The sequence below is a fragment of the Massilia sp. SYSU DXS3249 genome (assembly GCF_053668055.1).
Map to the genome: position 1 here is coordinate 1 of NZ_JBSIPX010000009.1, position 16,025 is coordinate 16,025.

Here is a 16,025-nt window from a genome sequence, read left to right on the forward strand (position 1 = left end):
AGTATATCCATTACTATAATCACGACCGCATCAAGATGAAGCTAAAAGGGCTGAGTCCTGTCCAATACAGAACCCAGCCCTTAGCACTTCACTAGATCCAACCGTCCAACTTTACGGGGTCAGTTCACGCGGGCGCCATTTGTTTTTCTTGTGCTTCCCGACGCGGTGATCAGCGGCGGCGGCGGCGCAGCGCCAGGCCAGCCAGGCCTACGCCCAGCAGGGCCAGCGAGGCCGGTTCCGGCACTTCGCCGCCAGGATTGCCGCCGCCGTCGTCCATGCCCGGCACCCAGCTGATATGACTCAGGCGCCCGATGTTGCAGCTAGCGTCATTGCGGCGCGAGCAGTCGCCGCCGGTAAGGAAGTTCACCTGGCTGTTGCTCCAGACGAGCTGGGTCATGTCGGCGGTATTTTTGAAGATGTAGCTGTTGAGACTGGTGTTCAGGTTGGGACCTACGCCAAACTTCAGCAGGAAGTAGCCAGGCTGGAAAGGCGCAATGTCGATGACCCACAACTGGCTTGCCTCGTCGAAGGTAGCGCCGCCATTGCCACTGATTTTGCGCAGGTCTTTCTTGTTGAAATCGAGTCCCGTTGCATCTTCGAACAAAGCGATTTCGGCAGCCTTGCCCGATCTGTCACTGTCATAGGCCTCGAGGAAGCTGTCTGCGGTTGGGGTGGCCATGGCATTGGCTGCTGCGAAACCGGTTGCGGCAAGTGCAGCGATCAGAACACGTTTCAGCATGGTAGTCCTTTCAGGTGGGTGTAAATACCGTTAAGCAAGGAGCGTGCCAGATTCTGCAAGTTATTGATTGTATGCGTTTAGAATGTTTTCATTTAGATATCGTTATTAAGGAATGTAAATAAATTCGACAAATTTTTAATGGGGGCAGATTGAATGGGATCTCCTTTGGTGCGCATTTCACGTAAGGACGATCGCAGCCCTGGCGGTGGCTCCCCCTGCCTTCTCCGTGTATATTGCTGGGCGAATCATCAACACCCACAAAGCACATGTCCCCCGTTCTTCTCTTTTGCATCCTCATCGCCTATTTCGCGCTGCTGCTCGGCGTGGCCTGGGCCACCTCGCGCAACGCCACCAACGACAGCTTCTTCATCGGTAACAAGAGCAGCAACTGGATGCTGGTCGCCTTCGGCATGGTCGGCACCACGCTCTCCGGCGCGACCTTCATCAGCGTGCCTGGCGCGGTCGGCAAGGATGCCTTCGGCTATGGCCAGATCCTGATCGGCTACGTGTTCGGCTACATCGCCGTGGCCTACATCCTGCTGCCGCTGTATTACCGCCTGAAACTCACCTCGATCTACCATTACCTGGACGTGCGCCTGGGCCGGCGCGCCTACCAGAGCGGGGCGGGCTTCTTCATCGTCTCGCGCCTGCTGGGCTCGACCGCGCGGCTTTACCTGGTCGTCAACATCCTGCAGGCCATCATCCTCGACAGCCTCGGCATCCCGTTCTGGGTCACCACGCTCGTGATCCTGGCCATGATCCTGATGTACACCTACCAGGGCGGCGTGAAGACCATCGTCTGGACCGACACCCTGCAGACGAGCTGCATGCTGTTCGGCCTGTTCGCCTGCGCCTGGTTCCTGCTGAACGAACTGGGCATGTCGGTGCCGGAAAGCCTGGACGCGATGCAGTCGCAAGGCCTGGCGCGCATCTTCACCTGGGACTTCGACAGCCCCAACTTCTTCTGGAAGCAGTTTGTCGCCGGCATCTTCATCGTGCTGACCATGACCGGCATGGACCAGGAGATGATGCAGAAGACCATTTCGGTGAAGACCCTCGGGGATTCGCAGAAAAACCTGCTGAGCCTGACCGCGGTGCTGGTCGTCGTGCTCTCGTCCTTCCTGTTCCTGGGCGGCCTGCTGTACCTGTACGCGCCGCTGGCCGGCGTGGCGGAGACGGGTGACAAGATCTTCCCGGCCGTGGTGATGGGACACTTGCCCGCCGCCGTGCAGATCATCTTCCTGATCGCCCTGGTGTCGGCGCTGTTCCCGAGCGCGGACGGTGCGATCACCGCGCTGACCTCGACCACCTGCATCGACCTGCTGGGCATCCAGCGCCGTGGCGACCTGTCGCAGGAACAGAAGGAAGTCCTGCGCCGCCGTGTCCACCTCGGCTACGCCGCGCTGTTCCTGCTGCTGGTGCTGGGCTTCAAGTGGATCGACGAGCCGAGCATGATCGTCGTGATCCTCAAACTGGCTGCCTATACCTATGGACCGCTGCTGGGCCTGTTCGCCTTCGGCATGCTGACCCGCCGCACACTGACCGACAGGCTGGTGCCTTTTGTCACGATCGGCGCGCCGATTCTTTGCGCCCTCCTTGAGTTCAATCAGCAATACTTGCTCGGAAGCTACCGTCTCGGGCTTGAACTGCTGATGGTCAATGGCATACTCGTATTCGCCGGCCTGTTTGCGATCTCGCACAAGGAGAACGCAGGCAAGCTCACCGTCACAGCCTGATTTTCCATGCCTTTCTCTTCCTGAGTGGAGTTTCGATGTCCTTCAAGCCCCTGACTTCCCTGCGCCGCGGTATCGGCATGCTCTGGCGCGGCCTGGACGCCACCCGGCGCTTCGTGCTGAACGTCCTGTTCCTGATCATCGTGATCGCCTTGCTGGTGGCGATCTTCGGCGGCGGCGCCAAGCCGCTTGGCGAGAAGACCTCGCTGGTGCTGGAACTGCGCGGCGACCTGGTGGAAGAGCACACCAGCGGGCTGCGCGATTCGCTGCTGGCCAACGTCGGCGGCGAAGTGCGCCGCGCCGTCGAGCTGCGCGACCTGCTGGTCGTGCTCGACGCGGCCGCCAAGGACAAGAACATCGGCAGCGTCTACCTGCTGCTCGACGAGCTCGACGGCGGCGGGATGGCGATGCTGCACGAAGTCGGCGCGGCGATCGACCGCGTGAAGGCGGCCGGCAAGCCGGTCATCGCCTGGGGCGGCAGCTTCGACCAGAAGCGCTACCTGCTGGCCTCGCATGCCAGCGAAGTCTACGTCCACCCGATGGGCATGGTGCTGATCGAAGGCTTCGGGCGCCGCAAGAACTACTACCGCGACGCGCTCGACAAGCTCGGCGTGACGGTCAACCTGATGAAGGTCGGCACCTATAAAAGCTTTGCCGAGCCCTTCATCGCGAATGGCCCCTCGCAGGCCGCCACCGAGGCGGACGCCTTCCTGTACGGCGCGCTGTGGCAGAACTACACGGCGACCGTCGAGAAGAACCGCAAGCTGCCGGCCGGCGCCGTGGCGCGCAGCATCGAGCAGTTGCCGCAGCTGATGGAAGCGACCGGCGGCAACGCGGCCCAGGTGGCGCTGCAGGCCAGGCTGGTCGACGGCATCAAGACCAAGGACGAAGTGCGCGCGATGATGGTCAAGCGCGGCGCGTATGACGAGTCGATCAAGAGCTTCCGCCAGGTGGCGTTCGGCGACTACCTCGTGCGCAATCCGCAAAAAGCCTTCGGCGACGCGGTCGGGGTGATCGTGGCCGCCGGCGAAATCACCGAAGGCCAGGGCGGCCCGGGCGTGGTCGGCGGCGTCTCGACCGCCAACATGATCCGCCGCGCGCGCGAAGACGACAGCGTCAAGGCCGTCGTGCTGCGCGTCGATTCGCCCGGCGGCAGCGCCTACGGTTCGGAACTCATCCGCCGCGAGCTGGAACTGACGCGCGCCGCCGGCAAGCCGGTCGTGGTGTCGATGGGCAGCGTGGCGGCCTCGGGCGGCTACTGGATCGCGATGGCGGCCGACGAAGTCATCGCCGACCCGTCCACCATCACCGGCTCGATCGGCGTGTTCGCGATCCTGCCGACCGCCGAGCGCGTGGCCGACAAGCTGGGCGTGAACACCGCCGGCGTCACCACCACCTGGCTGGCCGACGCCTACAACCCGCTGCGCCCGCTCGACCCGCGCTTCGGCCAGCTGGTGCAGTCCAGCATCAACAACGTCTACCGCGAGTTCACCACCAAGGCCGCCGCCGCGCGCAAGACCACGCCGGCGAAGATCGACGAAGTCGGCCAGGGCCGTGTCTGGACCGGCGCCCAGGCCAGGGAGCGCGGCCTGGTCGACCGCCTCGGCAGCTACGGCGACGCGCTGCGTTCGGCGGCCAGGCGCGCGAAACTGGGCGACGACTTCCGCGTCGCCTACGTCGAGCGTCCGGGCACCGCCTTCGAGCGTTTCGTCTCGCTGCTGGGCGTCTCAAACGCGCAGGCGATCAACATCCAGGTCAAGCTGGGCCTGCTGCCCGACGCGCTGCCCGCCGGCGCCGTGGGCGAGGTGGCGAAAGACCTGGGCTGGCTCGCGGAGCTGGCCGACGGCAAGAAGCCGTTCGCGGCCGTGACGCACTGCTTGTGCGAGCTGCCTTGAGGAGAAATGCAGCCAATCGCTAATTTGTAGGGTGGACGGGTTTCCCGTCCACGCGTTCTACGCACGTGGGCTATCCGAAATCATGAATCTGCATACGATGGTTGGACGCGTGGAGTAACTCAGGCTGGGGGTCTGAGTTACGCGGAGCGGCATAGCCGTCCACCCTACGGATGCGTGAGCGATTGAGCTGAGGGTTAAGTTATGTAGCGGGTTTGTATCTGCCTGTTACAGTTTTTGCAGCGACAGGGAAGGGCGCCGGATGATCCGGCGCCCTTTTTTCATCCATGTTCCACCTTCTGCGCCCTACGGTGTAAATCGGTGTAAAGACGCCGTTTGGATGACCCGGAGTCGTCACGCTTAGCCTTGGTGCTATGTACGTTACGAAACATATCTCCCTGTACTCGCGTGCTACATTCCAAGCTGATTACCTTATGCATTTGTCAGCAGTTCGAACAACAAGGATGAGCATGGATTCCACCGTTACTCCCAAAAAACCTCCGACCACCGAAGCAGGGCGCCGCCGCGGCAAGTGGGTCGGCGGCATCGTCGCGGTGCTGGCGATGGCGGCTCTGGCGGCGCTGGCCTGGTACCTGACCCACCGCACTCCCGAGGGCGCGGGCGGGCCGGGCGCGGCGGGTGCGGCGGCGGGAGCGCGGCCCGGCGGCGGCGGCGGTCCGGGCGGAGGAGGAGGCGGGGGAGGCCGCGGCGGGCGCGGCGGGCCGGCGACGACGGTCGGTGTCGCCACTGCCGAACAGGTCGATATCCCGGTCACGCTCGAGGCGCTCGGCACGGTGACGCCGGCCGCGGTGGCGACCGTGCGGCCCCAGGTGTCGGGCGTCCTGCAAAAGATCAATTTCACCGAAGGGCAGATCGTGCGTGCCGGGCAGGTGCTGGCGACCATCGATCCGCGCCAGTCGGAAATCGCGCTCCTGCAGGCGACCGGCCAGCGCCAGCGCGACGAAGCCCAGCTCGAAAACGCGCGCCTGCTGCTGTCGCGCTACCAGACGCTGCTGGCGCAGGATTCGATCGCGCGCCAGGAAGTCGACACCCAGGCCGCGCTGGTGAAACAGCTGCAGGCGACCGTCAAGACCGATACCGCGGCCGAGAACCTGGCCCGCCTGAACCTGGGCTACACGCAGGTAAAGGCGCCGATCTCCGGCCGCGTCGGCCTGCGCACGGTGGACATCGGCAACCTGGTCGGCAGCAACGACGCCAACGGCATCGCGGTGATCACCCAGTTCTCGCCGATCGACGTCGAATTCGCCGTGCCCCAGGACCAGGTGCCGGAACTGCAAGGCCGCATCGCCGAGAACGCGAAGCTGCCGGCCGAAGCCCTGGACCGCACGCGCAGCACGGTGCTCGCCAACGGCCGCTTCGCCGCGCTCGACAACCAGGTCGACACCCAGACCGGCACCGTGCGCGCCAAGGCCCGTTTCCAGAATGCCGACAACAAGCTGTTCCCCAGCCAGTTCGTCAACCTGCGCCTGCAGGTGCGCACGATCGAGGACGCCGTCGTGGTGCCCGTGAACGCCCTGCGCCACGGCGCCGACGGCGACTTCGTCTACGTGCTCAACGAGCAGGCGCGCACCGTGTCGCTGCGCCCGGTCACGCGCGGGCATGCGACGGCCGACCGGATCGAGGTCAAGACCGGCCTGAAGCCGGGCGAGCGCGTGATCACCGAAGGCGCCGACCGCCTGAAGGACGGGGCGAAGGTGACCTTGCCGGGTGACCGGCCGGCGCAGGGTGGGGCGGGCGGACGCCAGGGCCGCCAGGGTGCGCAGGGTGAGGGCACGCAAGGCGAACGTCCACGCCGCCAGCGCGAGGGGACGCCGCAATGATGTTCATCGCAGGGTACGAGGTGCTTTCATGAGCCCCTCCGGCCCATTCATCCGCCGTCCGGTCGCCACGGCCCTGCTGATGCTGGCCATCGTGCTGGCCGGGCTGGTCGGCTACAAATTCCTGCCGCTCTCCGCGCTGCCCCAGGTCGACTTCCCGACCATCCAGGTGCAGACCCTGTACCCGGGCGCCAGCCCCGAGGTCATGTCGCGCACCGTCACGGCGCCGCTGGAGCGCCAGTTCGGCCAGATGTCGGGCTTGAGCCGCATGAGTTCCACCAGCGCCGCCGGGGTCTCGGTCATCACGCTGCAGTTCGGCCTCGGCCAGACGCTGGACGTCGCCGAGCAGGAAGTGCAGGCCGCGATCAATGCCGGCGGCTCGCTGCTGCCGGCCGACCTGCCGGCGCCGCCGGTCTACGCCAAGGTCAACCCGGCCGACGCGCCGGTGCTGACCCTGGCCATCACCTCGGATACCATGCCCCTGACCGAGGTCCAGAACCTGGTCAACACGCGCCTGGCACTGAAGATCAGCCAGGTGACGGGCGTGGGCCAGGTGACGCTCTCGGGCGGCCAGCGGCCCGCCGTGCGCATCCAGGCCGATACCGAAGCGCTGGCTTCCTACGGACTGGGCCTCGACTCGCTGCGTACCGCGATCACCGCCGCCAACGCCAACAGCGCCAAGGGCAGCTTCGACGGCCCGACGCGCGCCTACGCCATCAATGCCAACGACCAGCTGGTCACCGTCGAGGACTACAAGAACCTGATCGTCGCCTATCGGAATGGGGCGCCGGTCCGCCTGGATAACGTCGCCCAGGTCGTCGACAGCGCCGAGAACGTGCGCCTGGGCGCCTGGGCCAACCTGAAGCCGGCGATCATCCTCAACGTCCAGCGCCAGCCGGGTGCCAACGTGATCGCCACCGTCGACGCCATCAAGGAACGCCTCCCCGAACTGCAGGCCGGTTTGCCCAGCGCCCTGCGCCTGGACGTGCTGAGCGACCGCACCACCGGCATCCGCGCTTCCGTCCACCACGTGCAGCTGGAACTGCTGCTGGCCGTGGTGCTGGTGGTGCTGGTGATCTTCGCCTTCCTGCACAGCGTGCGCGCGACCGTGATCGCCAGCCTGGCGGTGCCGATCTCGCTGATCGGCAGCTTCGGCATCATGTACCTGCTCGGCTACAGCCTGAACAACCTGTCGCTGATGGCCCTGACGATTGCGACCGGCTTCGTGGTCGACGACGCGATCGTCATGATCGAGAACATCGCGCGCTACATCGAAGAGGGCGAAAAGCCGATGGCGGCGGCGATAAAAGGCGCGGCGCAGATCGGCTTCACCATCATCTCGCTCACCGTCTCCCTCATTGCGGTGCTGATCCCGCTGCTGTTCATGGGCGACGTCGTCGGCCGCCTGTTCCGCGAGTTCGCCGTCACGCTGGCGATCACGATCCTGATTTCCGGCCTGGTGTCGCTGACCCTGGTGCCGATGATGTCGGCGCGCTGGCTGCGCAGCCATGAAGAGGAAAAGCCGGGCAAGCTGGCCCGCAAGACCCAGGCCTTTTTCGATCGCGTGATCGCCAAGTACGACCGCGGCCTGGACTGGGTGCTGGCGCGCCAGGGCCTGACCCTGATCGTCGCCCTCGGCACGCTGGCCCTCACCGCGCTGTTATGGGTGGTGATCCCGAAAGGCCTGTTCCCGACCCAGGACACGGGCCAGCTGCAGGCGCGGGTACAGGCGCGCCAGGCGATTTCCTACTCCGCGATGGCCCAGATGCAGCAGGCCGCCGCCAGGGCCATCCTGCAGGATCCGGAAGTGGAGTCTTTGGCCTCCAATGTTGGAGTCGATGCCGCGAACAACACGATGCTTCACACGGGCACCATGCTGATCAACCTGAAGCAGGACCGCGACAGCGACGTCGACGAGATCATGACGCGCCTGAAGAACCGGGTGGCGAACGTGGCCGGCATCACCCTCTACCTGCAGCCCACGCAAGACCTGACGATCGACGCCGAGAGCGGCCCGACTCAGTACCGCGTCTCGCTCGAGGGCGCCGACAACGCCACCGTGGTCGCCTGGGCGAAAAAGCTGGTCGCCCGCATGGCCCAGCAGGAGCAGCTGCGCAACGTGACCACCGACGCCGGCGCCGTCGGCGCGGCCGCCGTGGTCCACATCGACCGCGACACCGCCTCGCGCCTGGGCGTGACCGCATCGAGCATCGACGACGCCCTCTACAGCGCGTTCGGCCAGCGCATCGTCTCGACCATCTTCACCGAGACCAACCAGTACCGCGTCATCCTCGAAGCGCAACAGGACGAGGCAATGTCGCTGGCCAGCCTTGGGCGCCTGCAGCTGCGCACCAGTTCCGGCCAGCCGACGCCGCTGTCGGCGGTCGCCACCATCCGCGAAGAAGAAGCGCCGCTGCAGGTAACCCACGTGGCGCAATACCCGGCCACCACCATCGGCTTCGACACGGCCGCGGGCACTTCGCTCGGCCAGGCGGTGAACGCGATCCGCGCCGCCGCCGAGGACATCAAGCTGCCGCCTTCGGTGACGCTCAGCTTCCTCGGCGCTTCCGGCGCCTACGAGAACTCGCTGTCGAACCAGCTGTGGCTGATCCTGGCCGCCGTCGTCTGCGTGTACATCGTGCTCGGCGTGCTCTACGAGAGCTACATCCACCCGCTGACCATCTTGTCCACGCTGCCTTCGGCCGGCGTCGGCGCGCTCCTCGCCTTGTGGATCACGGGGCAGGGGCTGGGCGTGATCGGCATCATCGGCATCATCCTCCTGATCGGCATCGTCAAGAAGAACGCAATCATGATGATCGACTTCGCCATCGAGGCCGAACGCGACCAGGGGATGGCGCCGCTCGACGCGATCCGCCAGGCGGCCTTGCTGCGCTTCCGCCCGATCCTGATGACGACCCTGGCCGCGCTCTTCGCCGCCGTGCCGCTGATGCTCGGCTGGGGCGAGGGCGCCGAGCTGCGCCGTCCGTTGGGCCTGGCCATCTTCGGCGGCCTGATCGTCAGCCAGCTGCTGACGCTGTTCACGACGCCGGTGATCTATCTGGCCTTTGACCGCACTGCACGCCGCTGGAGCGGCAAGGCACCGGCCAAGCCGCGCGAGGTCGGCGCATGAACCTGTCCGCGCCATTCGTGCGGCGTCCGATCGCGACGGTCCTGCTGACGCTCGGCCTGGCGCTGGCGGGCATCGCCGCCTTCTTCGTGCTGCCGGTGTCGCCGCTGCCCCAGGTCGACTACCCGACGATCTCGGTGTCGGCCTCGCTGCCGGGCGCCAGCCCCGAGACCATGGCCAGCAGCGTCGCCACGCCGCTCGAGCGAAGGCTGGGCGTGATCGCCGGCGTCAACGAAATGACCTCGAACTCGGGCAGCGGCTCGACCCGCGTCAGCCTGCAGTTCGAACTGAACCGCAAGATCGATTCGGCCGCGCGCGAAGTGCAGGCCGCCATCAACGCCGCGCGCGCCGACCTGCCGTCCACGCTGCGCAGCAACCCGACCTACCGCAAGGCCAACCCGTCCGATGCGCCGGTCATCATCCTCGCGCTGACCTCGCAGACGCGCAGCCCCAGCCAGATCTACAACGCGGTCTCGAACATCGTGCAGCAGCGCCTGGCCCAGGTGCCGGGCGTGGGCGAAGTCGAGATCGGCGGCGGCTCGCTGCCGGCGGTGCGCGTCGAGCTCAATCCCTACTCCCTGAACCGGCTCGGCGTCTCGGCCGAGGATGTGCGCGCCGCCATCCAGTCGAGCAATCCGAACCGCCCGAAGGGCGCGATCGAGGGCAACGGCAACCGCCTGCAGATATATTCGCAGGCCGATACCCCGACGAATGGCCGCACCGCCGCCGACTACCGCGGCCTGGTGGTCGCATGGCGCAATGGCGCCGCGGTGCGCCTGCGGGACGTGGCCGAGGTCATCGACGGCCCGGAAAACATCAACACCCTGGGCCTGTTCAACGGCGAACCGGCGGTGGTGGTGCTGGTCACGCGCCAGCCGGCGGCCAACGTCATCGAGACGGTCGACGGCGTGCGCGCGCTGCTGCCGTCCCTCCAGGCCCAGCTGCCGGGCGACATCAAATTGCAGGTGGCCTCCGACCGCACCAACTCCATCCGCTCCTCGCTGCACGAGATCGAGTTCACGCTGATGCTCTCGATCCTGCTGGTGGTGCTGGTGGTGAGCGTGTTCCTGCGCAGCGCGCGCGCCACCGTCATCCCGGCGGTGGCCACTGTGGTCTCGTTGCTGGGCACCTTCGGCGTCATGTGGATGCTGGGCTTTTCGCTGAACAACCTATCGCTGATGGCGTTGACGGTGGCCACCGGCTTCGTGGTCGACGACGCCATCGTGGTGCTGGAGAATACGGCGCGCCATGTGGAAGCGGGCATGGACCGCATGGCCGCCGCGCTGCTGGGTGCGCGCGAAGTCGGTTTCACCGTGCTGTCGATCAGCCTGTCGCTGGTGGCCGTCTTCATTCCGCTGCTGTTCATGGGCGGGCAGGTGGGCCGCCTGTTCCGCGAGTTCGCGGTCACGCTGTCGGCGGCCGTGATGATCTCGCTCGTGATCTCGCTGACCACGACGCCGATGATGTGCGCCTGGCTGCTGAAAAAGGGCCACACCATCGAGCGTCCGCAGGGGCGCCTGTCGCGCTGGGCCGAGGGTGGCTTCAACTGGCTGCTGCGCGGCTACGAGCGCTCGCTCGACTGGGCGCTGGGCAGCATGGGCCTGGTGATGGTGATGTTCGTCTTCGTGATCGGCCTGAATGTTTACCTGTTCACGGCGATCCCGAAAGGCTTCTTCCCGCAGCAGGACACGGGCCAGATCAGCGGCGGCATCCGCGCCGACCAGAGCATCTCCTTCCAGGCCATGCAGGGCAAGATGCGCCAGATCGTCGATATCATCCGGCGCGATCCGGCGGTCAATACGGTGGTCGGGTTCACCGGCGGCGGGCGGGCCGGCGGCGGCTTCATGTTCATCGACCTCAAGCCCGTTTCCGAGCGCAGCGACAAGGGCCAGGCCGTGATCGCGCGCCTGCGGCCGCAACTGGAGAAAGTCACTGGCGTGCGCATGTTCCTGAACCCGGTGCAGGACCTGCGCATGGGCGGGCGTTCGAGCAATTCGACCTACCAGTACACCCTCAAAAGCGACAGCAGCGAAGACCTGAAGGAGTGGGCCACGAAGCTGGCCGACGCCATGCGGCGCCAGCGGGCGCTGGTCGACGTCGACACCGACCAGGCCGAGAACGGCGTCGAGATGTTCGTCACCATCGACAAGGACAGCGCCGCGCGCCTGGGCATCAACACGCGCGACGTCAACAACGCGCTCTACAACAACTTCGGCCAGCGCCAGGTCGCCAAGATCTACGATGAGCTGAACCAGTACAACGTGATCATGGGCGTGGCGCAGAAGTATGCGCAGTCGCCGGTGGCGCTGAACGACGTGTACGTGCCGGCCCGTAGTACCGGTAACAGTACCGGCGGCGGCAATACCGGCGGCACGGCGTCCTCCGCATCGGCCACGACCGGTTCCACTAGCGGCGCCACGACCGGCGGCAGCACGCCGGCCCCGGCCTCCAGCCTGACCGCCACCCGCGATGCGTCGAGCGGCTCGGCCCTGTCCAGCAGCGCCACCACCATGGTGCCCCTGTCCGCCATCGCCAGCTTCGCCGAAAGCTCGACCCCGACCTCCGTCAACCACCAGGACGGCGAGCTGGCGACGACCGTCTCCTTCAACCTCGCCGAAGGCTTCAACCTGGAAGACGGCCAGGCCGCCGTGCGCCAGGCCGAGGCCGACATCGCCATGCCGTCCAACGTGCGCGGCAGCTTCGAGGGCACGGCGCGCGCGGCCCAGGAGTCGAACAAGGAACAGCCGTTGCTGATCCTGGCCGCCATCGTGGTCATCTACATCGTCCTCGGCATCCTGTACGAAAGCCTGATCCACCCGATCACGGTGCTCTCCACGCTGCCGTCGGCGGGCGTGGGCGCGGTGCTCGCGCTCCTCATGTTCAACATGGAGTTCTCGATCATCGCGCTCATCGGCGTGTTCCTCCTGATCGGCATCGTCAAGAAGAACGCGATCCTGATCATCGACTTCGCGCTCGAACTCGAACGCTCGAAGGACGTGTCGGCCCTGGCGGCCGTGCGCGAAGCCTGCCTGCTGCGCTTCCGCCCGATCCTGATGACGACGCTGGCCGCCGCCCTGGGCGCGCTACCGCTCGCGATCGGCTTCGGCGAGGGTTCCGAATTGCGCCAGCCGCTGGGCATCGCCATCATCGGCGGCCTGATCGCGAGCCAGGTGTTGACCCTGCTGACCACGCCGGTGGTCTACGTCCTGCTCGACAAACTGCGCCGCAAGACGCCGGGCGAGCGCGAACTGGCGCGCCATCCCCTCGACGAAGAGGCCGCACCGGCCATGTCCAAATAAACAAGCGATGAGTACCCTTATGCAGAACACCAAGCCCTTCCGATTGTCCTTGCTCCTGCTTGCCCTGAGCCTCGCCGGCTGCGCCGTCGGCCCCGCCTACCAGCGCCCCGGCACGCCGGAGCCGGCAGCGTTCAAGGAGCTCGCCGGCTGGGTGCCTGCCGCGCCCGCGGACGCGCTCGAGCGCGGGCCGTGGTGGCAGCTGTTCGAGGATCCGCTCCTGAACGAGCTGGCGGCGAGCGTCGAGGTGTCGAACCAGAACGTGGCCGTGGCAGTGGCCAACTACGCCCAGGCGCGCGCACTGGTCGCGCAGGAGCGCGCGGCGCTGTTCCCGACGGTCTCGCTGGGCCTCTCCGGCGACCGTGCCGGCGTGCGCGGGGAGGGCGCCGACAGCAGCTACCGCCTGAATCTTGGCGGCAGCTGGGAACCGGACGTGTGGGGCCGGCTGCGCGCCGGCGTCACCAGCGCCCGCGCCGGCGCCGAGGCCTCGGCGGCGGACCTGGCCAGCGCCCGCCTGTCGGCCCAGGGCGAACTGGCCGCCAACTACTTCAGCCTGCGCGCCCTGGACGCGCAGCGCGCCTTGTTGGCACGCACGATCACCGGCTACGAGCGCGAACTCCAGATCACGCAGAACCGTTTCAACGTCGGGATCGTCGCCCGCACCGACGTGCTGCAGGCCCAGACCCAGCTCGCCAGCGCCCGCGGCGACGCCCTCTCGCTGGACCGCCAGCGCGCCCAGTTCGAGCATGCGATCGCGGTCCTGGTCGGCAAGGCACCCGGCGAATTCGCGCTGGCGCCGCGCGAGGAATGGCGCGTGACTGTCCCCGAGGTCCCGGTCGGCGTGCCGAGCACGCTGCTGCAGCGCCGTCCCGACATCGCCGCCGCCGAGCGCGACGTGGCCGCCGCCAACGCGGAAATCGGCATCGCGCGCGCGGCCTATTTTCCCAACATCGGCTTATCAGGCTCGCTGGGCACGGCGGGCAGCCGCGTGGGTGATTTGTTCTCGGTCTCGAACGCAGCCTGGTCCTTCGGCCTGTCGGCGGCGCAGTCGCTCTTCAACGCCGGCGCCACCCGCGCCAGCGTGCAGGGCGCCGAGGCGCGCCACCAGGCAGCCGTGGCGCGCTACCGCCAGACGGTGCTGGCCGCCTTCGCCGACGTTGAGGACCAGTTGAGCGCCACCCGCATCCTCGGCCAGCAGCAGGAACTGCGCCGCCAGGCTTCCGAGGCGGCGGACCTGGTCGAGCAGCAGGTCATGAACCGCTACCGCGCGGGGCAGGTGGGCTATACCGAGGTGGTGCAGGCGCAGGTGACGGCGCTCAATGCGCGCCGCTCGCTGGTGCAGGTGCAGAGCGACCGGCAGACGGTGGCCGTGGCCCTGATCCAGTCGCTGGGCGGCGGCTGGCAGGTTGGGGCCCAGCCTTGACCTCGGCCGGAGGCTGCGGCCCGTAGGGTGGGCGGCTCGACCCGCCGGCTTGCGCGGCGCACCCGTCGCGTAACTGCAGCCGGACGGGTGCAGCCGCACACCCTGCGTGTTTACCCCGCTACCGACAGCGGGCGAATCAGGGGCGCATGCACGGCAGGGGCAGCGCCATGGGCCGCGTCGGCCGCCGGCTCCTCGAACCGGTAACCGCTGGCCTCGTGCAGTTCCCATGCGCCTTCGCCCAGAAGGTGCAGCACGTGCGTGTGGTGGCGCAGCACGGCGGGGCGGTGGGCGATGCTGACCAGGGTGGCGCCGCCGGCGCGCAGGCGCGCATACAGCGAGGCTTCGTTGCCGCTGTCGAGGGCGCTGGTCGCTTCGTCCAGGATCACGATGGCCGGCTCGTGCACCAGCACCCGTGCGAACGCCAGGCGCTGCTGCTCGCCGACCGAGAGCAGCTTGTCCCAGTCCTGGACCGCGTCCAGGCCGCCCACGCGCGCGGCCAGCTGGGGCAGGTGGACCTGGTCGAGGATGGCCAGCAGCTGTTCATCGCTCAGATCCGACTGTGCACTCGGGTAGATCAGCTGGCTGCGCAGGGTGCCCGGCTGCAGGTAGGGCTGCTGGGGCAGGAAGAAGAAGTCTTCGAGCGGCGGGCGATGGATGGTGCCGCTGCCCGTTCGCCACAGGCCGGCGATTGCGCGCAGGAGCGAGCTCTTGCCGCAGCCGCTGTCGCCGGTGATGAGGAGCGCGTCGCCCGGCTTCAGGACCAGGCTCAGCTCCTTGACCAGCACCCGCTCGGACTGCGGTGGATGCAGCGTCAGCGCGTCCAGCGCGAGGTGCTCGCCCGGACGGGTCTCGATGCGCGGGTGCCTGCCTTCGGCCTCGGATCGTGGCTCGGGCAGCACCAGTTTGGCCAGGCCCTCCAGGCGGCCGATACCCGCCACGAAGCGGCTCAGGCTTTCGAAGTTGTCGACGATGACGCCCACGGCCGAGAGCACGGCCGTAAACGCGCCGGTCGCCTGGATCGCCCGGCCCACTTCCAGCTCGCCCGACAGCACGCCCTCGGCCAGGATCACGCCCGGCAGCACCAGGGTGAGCTGGCTGAAGGTGCGCTGGAACAGGTTGAGGGAGCGCTGCTTCTTGATCAAGCCGGCGAAATTCCGGATCACCTTGTCGAACTTGCCGTCGATGTGGGCGCGCTCCTGGGCTTCGCCGCGGTAGAAGGCGATCGACTCGGCATTCTCGCGCAGGCGCATCAGGCTGAAGCGGAAGTCCGCTTCGCGCCGCAGCTGCCAGAAATTCAGCTGAATCAGCGGGTTGCCGAACACGTAGAGGGCGACCACGGTGCCGGCCAGCGCATACACCGCCAGCACCCCGACCAGCAGGTGCGAGATCGACCACAACACGGCGCTGAAAGCCACCAGCTGCATGATCGAGCCCAGGAAGATCAGCAGGAAGTGGATCGACCTGCCGGTGAAGGTGTTGATGTCCTCGCTGATGCGCTGGTCGGGGTTGTCGATCTCGCTGCTCGAACCGAGCGCATAGTATTTGCGCCCCTTCAGGTAGCCGTCGAGGAAGCGGCCGGTGAGCCAGCGCCGCCACCGGTTGGCGAAGAGGTCGCGCATGTAGTAGTAGAAGGCGTAGACCGGGACCGCAAAGACGAGCACGAACAGGCAGGCCCGCACGGCGGTCCAGAAGCGGTCGCCGTTCTTGGCCGCGAGCGCCGAGGTCATCTCGCCGGCCTGGTCGTTCAGCATGACGGCCAGCTTGGTCTCGACCAGCATCAGCACGATCAGCAGCAGGAGCAGGCTCCAGGCCGTTTTCCGTTCCTCCCCCAGCCAGTACGGTTTGGCGACCTTGACGAACTGCTTCCAGGCGGCGAGGGACAGGGGCGCGGCGCGGGGTTTGGCGTCCGGCGAGCCGGGGACCTCGTGGGGGGCGGTGGCGGGAGGAGCGGAGGTCGTCGTAGTCATGTCGTGTTGC

General features: G+C 67.0%; 9 protein-coding genes. 7 read left to right on the plus strand and 2 right to left on the minus strand.

Going from position 1 to position 16,025, the window contains the following annotated elements:
* Positions 1-95 (plus strand): IS3 family transposase (locus ACWCIA_RS12190; protein ID WP_454161710.1); only part of this gene is annotated, 95 nt, incomplete at its 5' end.
* Positions 96-169: 74 nt separating this feature from the next.
* Here ACWCIA_RS12190 and ACWCIA_RS12195 read toward each other — a convergent pair.
* Positions 170-739 carry a PEP-CTERM sorting domain-containing protein gene (locus tag ACWCIA_RS12195; protein ID WP_454163588.1) on the minus strand — a complete coding sequence of 190 codons (570 nt, stop codon included), beginning with the start codon at positions 737-739 and terminating at the stop codon, positions 170-172.
* A 266-nt stretch (positions 740-1,005) separates the two neighbouring features.
* Here ACWCIA_RS12195 and ACWCIA_RS12200 point away from each other — a divergent pair, with 266 nt between their 5' ends.
* From ACWCIA_RS12200 to ACWCIA_RS12225, 6 genes are all read left to right on the plus strand, one after another.
* Positions 1,006-2,475 (plus strand): sodium:solute symporter, encoded by a 1,470-nt coding sequence (locus tag ACWCIA_RS12200; protein WP_454163589.1) that lies wholly within the window; start codon positions 1,006-1,008, stop codon positions 2,473-2,475.
* Between the two features lie 35 nt (positions 2,476-2,510).
* Positions 2,511-4,367 (plus strand): signal peptide peptidase SppA, encoded by a 1,857-nt coding sequence (sppA, locus tag ACWCIA_RS12205; RefSeq protein ID WP_454163591.1) that lies wholly within the window; start codon positions 2,511-2,513, stop codon positions 4,365-4,367.
* A 467-nt stretch (positions 4,368-4,834) separates the two neighbouring features.
* On the plus strand, positions 4,835-6,205 hold the full coding sequence (locus tag ACWCIA_RS12210; protein ID WP_454163593.1) for an efflux RND transporter periplasmic adaptor subunit: 1,371 nt from the start codon (positions 4,835-4,837) through the stop codon (positions 6,203-6,205).
* A 28-nt stretch (positions 6,206-6,233) separates the two neighbouring features.
* A complete protein-coding gene (locus ACWCIA_RS12215; protein WP_454163595.1) occupies positions 6,234-9,332 on the plus strand; it encodes a multidrug efflux RND transporter permease subunit in 3,099 nt (1,032 codons plus the stop codon).
* Positions 9,329-12,628: an efflux RND transporter permease subunit gene (locus ACWCIA_RS12220; protein ID WP_454163597.1), complete on the plus strand. Its 3,300-nt coding sequence runs from the start codon at positions 9,329-9,331 to the stop codon at positions 12,626-12,628. The genes ACWCIA_RS12215 and ACWCIA_RS12220 overlap by 4 nt, the downstream gene beginning before the upstream one ends.
* A 7-nt stretch (positions 12,629-12,635) precedes the next feature.
* Positions 12,636-14,048: an efflux transporter outer membrane subunit gene (locus ACWCIA_RS12225; RefSeq protein WP_454163599.1), complete on the plus strand. Its 1,413-nt coding sequence runs from the start codon at positions 12,636-12,638 to the stop codon at positions 14,046-14,048.
* 110 nt (positions 14,049-14,158) lie between these two features.
* Here ACWCIA_RS12225 and ACWCIA_RS12230 read toward each other — a convergent pair whose 3' ends face one another.
* Entirely contained in the window at positions 14,159-16,015 is a 1,857-nt protein-coding gene (locus ACWCIA_RS12230; protein ID WP_454163601.1) for an ABC transporter ATP-binding protein/permease, read from the minus strand.
* Between the last annotated feature and the right edge of the window lie 10 nt (positions 16,016-16,025).

What these genes read in the sequence shown, in the direction of transcription:
- ACWCIA_RS12195 (WP_454163588.1), bottom strand. Translation starts at nt 739, where the DNA reads ATGCTGAAACGTGTTCTGATCGCTGCACTTGCCGCAACCGGTTTCGCA.
- ACWCIA_RS12200 (WP_454163589.1), top strand. Translation starts at nt 1,006, where the DNA reads ATGTCCCCCGTTCTTCTCTTTTGCATCCTCATCGCCTATTTCGCGCTG.
- sppA (WP_454163591.1), top strand. Translation starts at nt 2,511, where the DNA reads ATGTCCTTCAAGCCCCTGACTTCCCTGCGCCGCGGTATCGGCATGCTC.
- ACWCIA_RS12210 (WP_454163593.1), top strand. Translation starts at nt 4,835, where the DNA reads ATGGATTCCACCGTTACTCCCAAAAAACCTCCGACCACCGAAGCAGGG.
- ACWCIA_RS12215 (WP_454163595.1), top strand. Translation starts at nt 6,234, where the DNA reads ATGAGCCCCTCCGGCCCATTCATCCGCCGTCCGGTCGCCACGGCCCTG.
- ACWCIA_RS12220 (WP_454163597.1), top strand. Translation starts at nt 9,329, where the DNA reads ATGAACCTGTCCGCGCCATTCGTGCGGCGTCCGATCGCGACGGTCCTG.
- ACWCIA_RS12225 (WP_454163599.1), top strand. Translation starts at nt 12,636, where the DNA reads ATGAGTACCCTTATGCAGAACACCAAGCCCTTCCGATTGTCCTTGCTC.
- ACWCIA_RS12230 (WP_454163601.1), bottom strand. Translation starts at nt 16,015, where the DNA reads ATGACTACGACGACCTCCGCTCCTCCCGCCACCGCCCCCCACGAGGTC.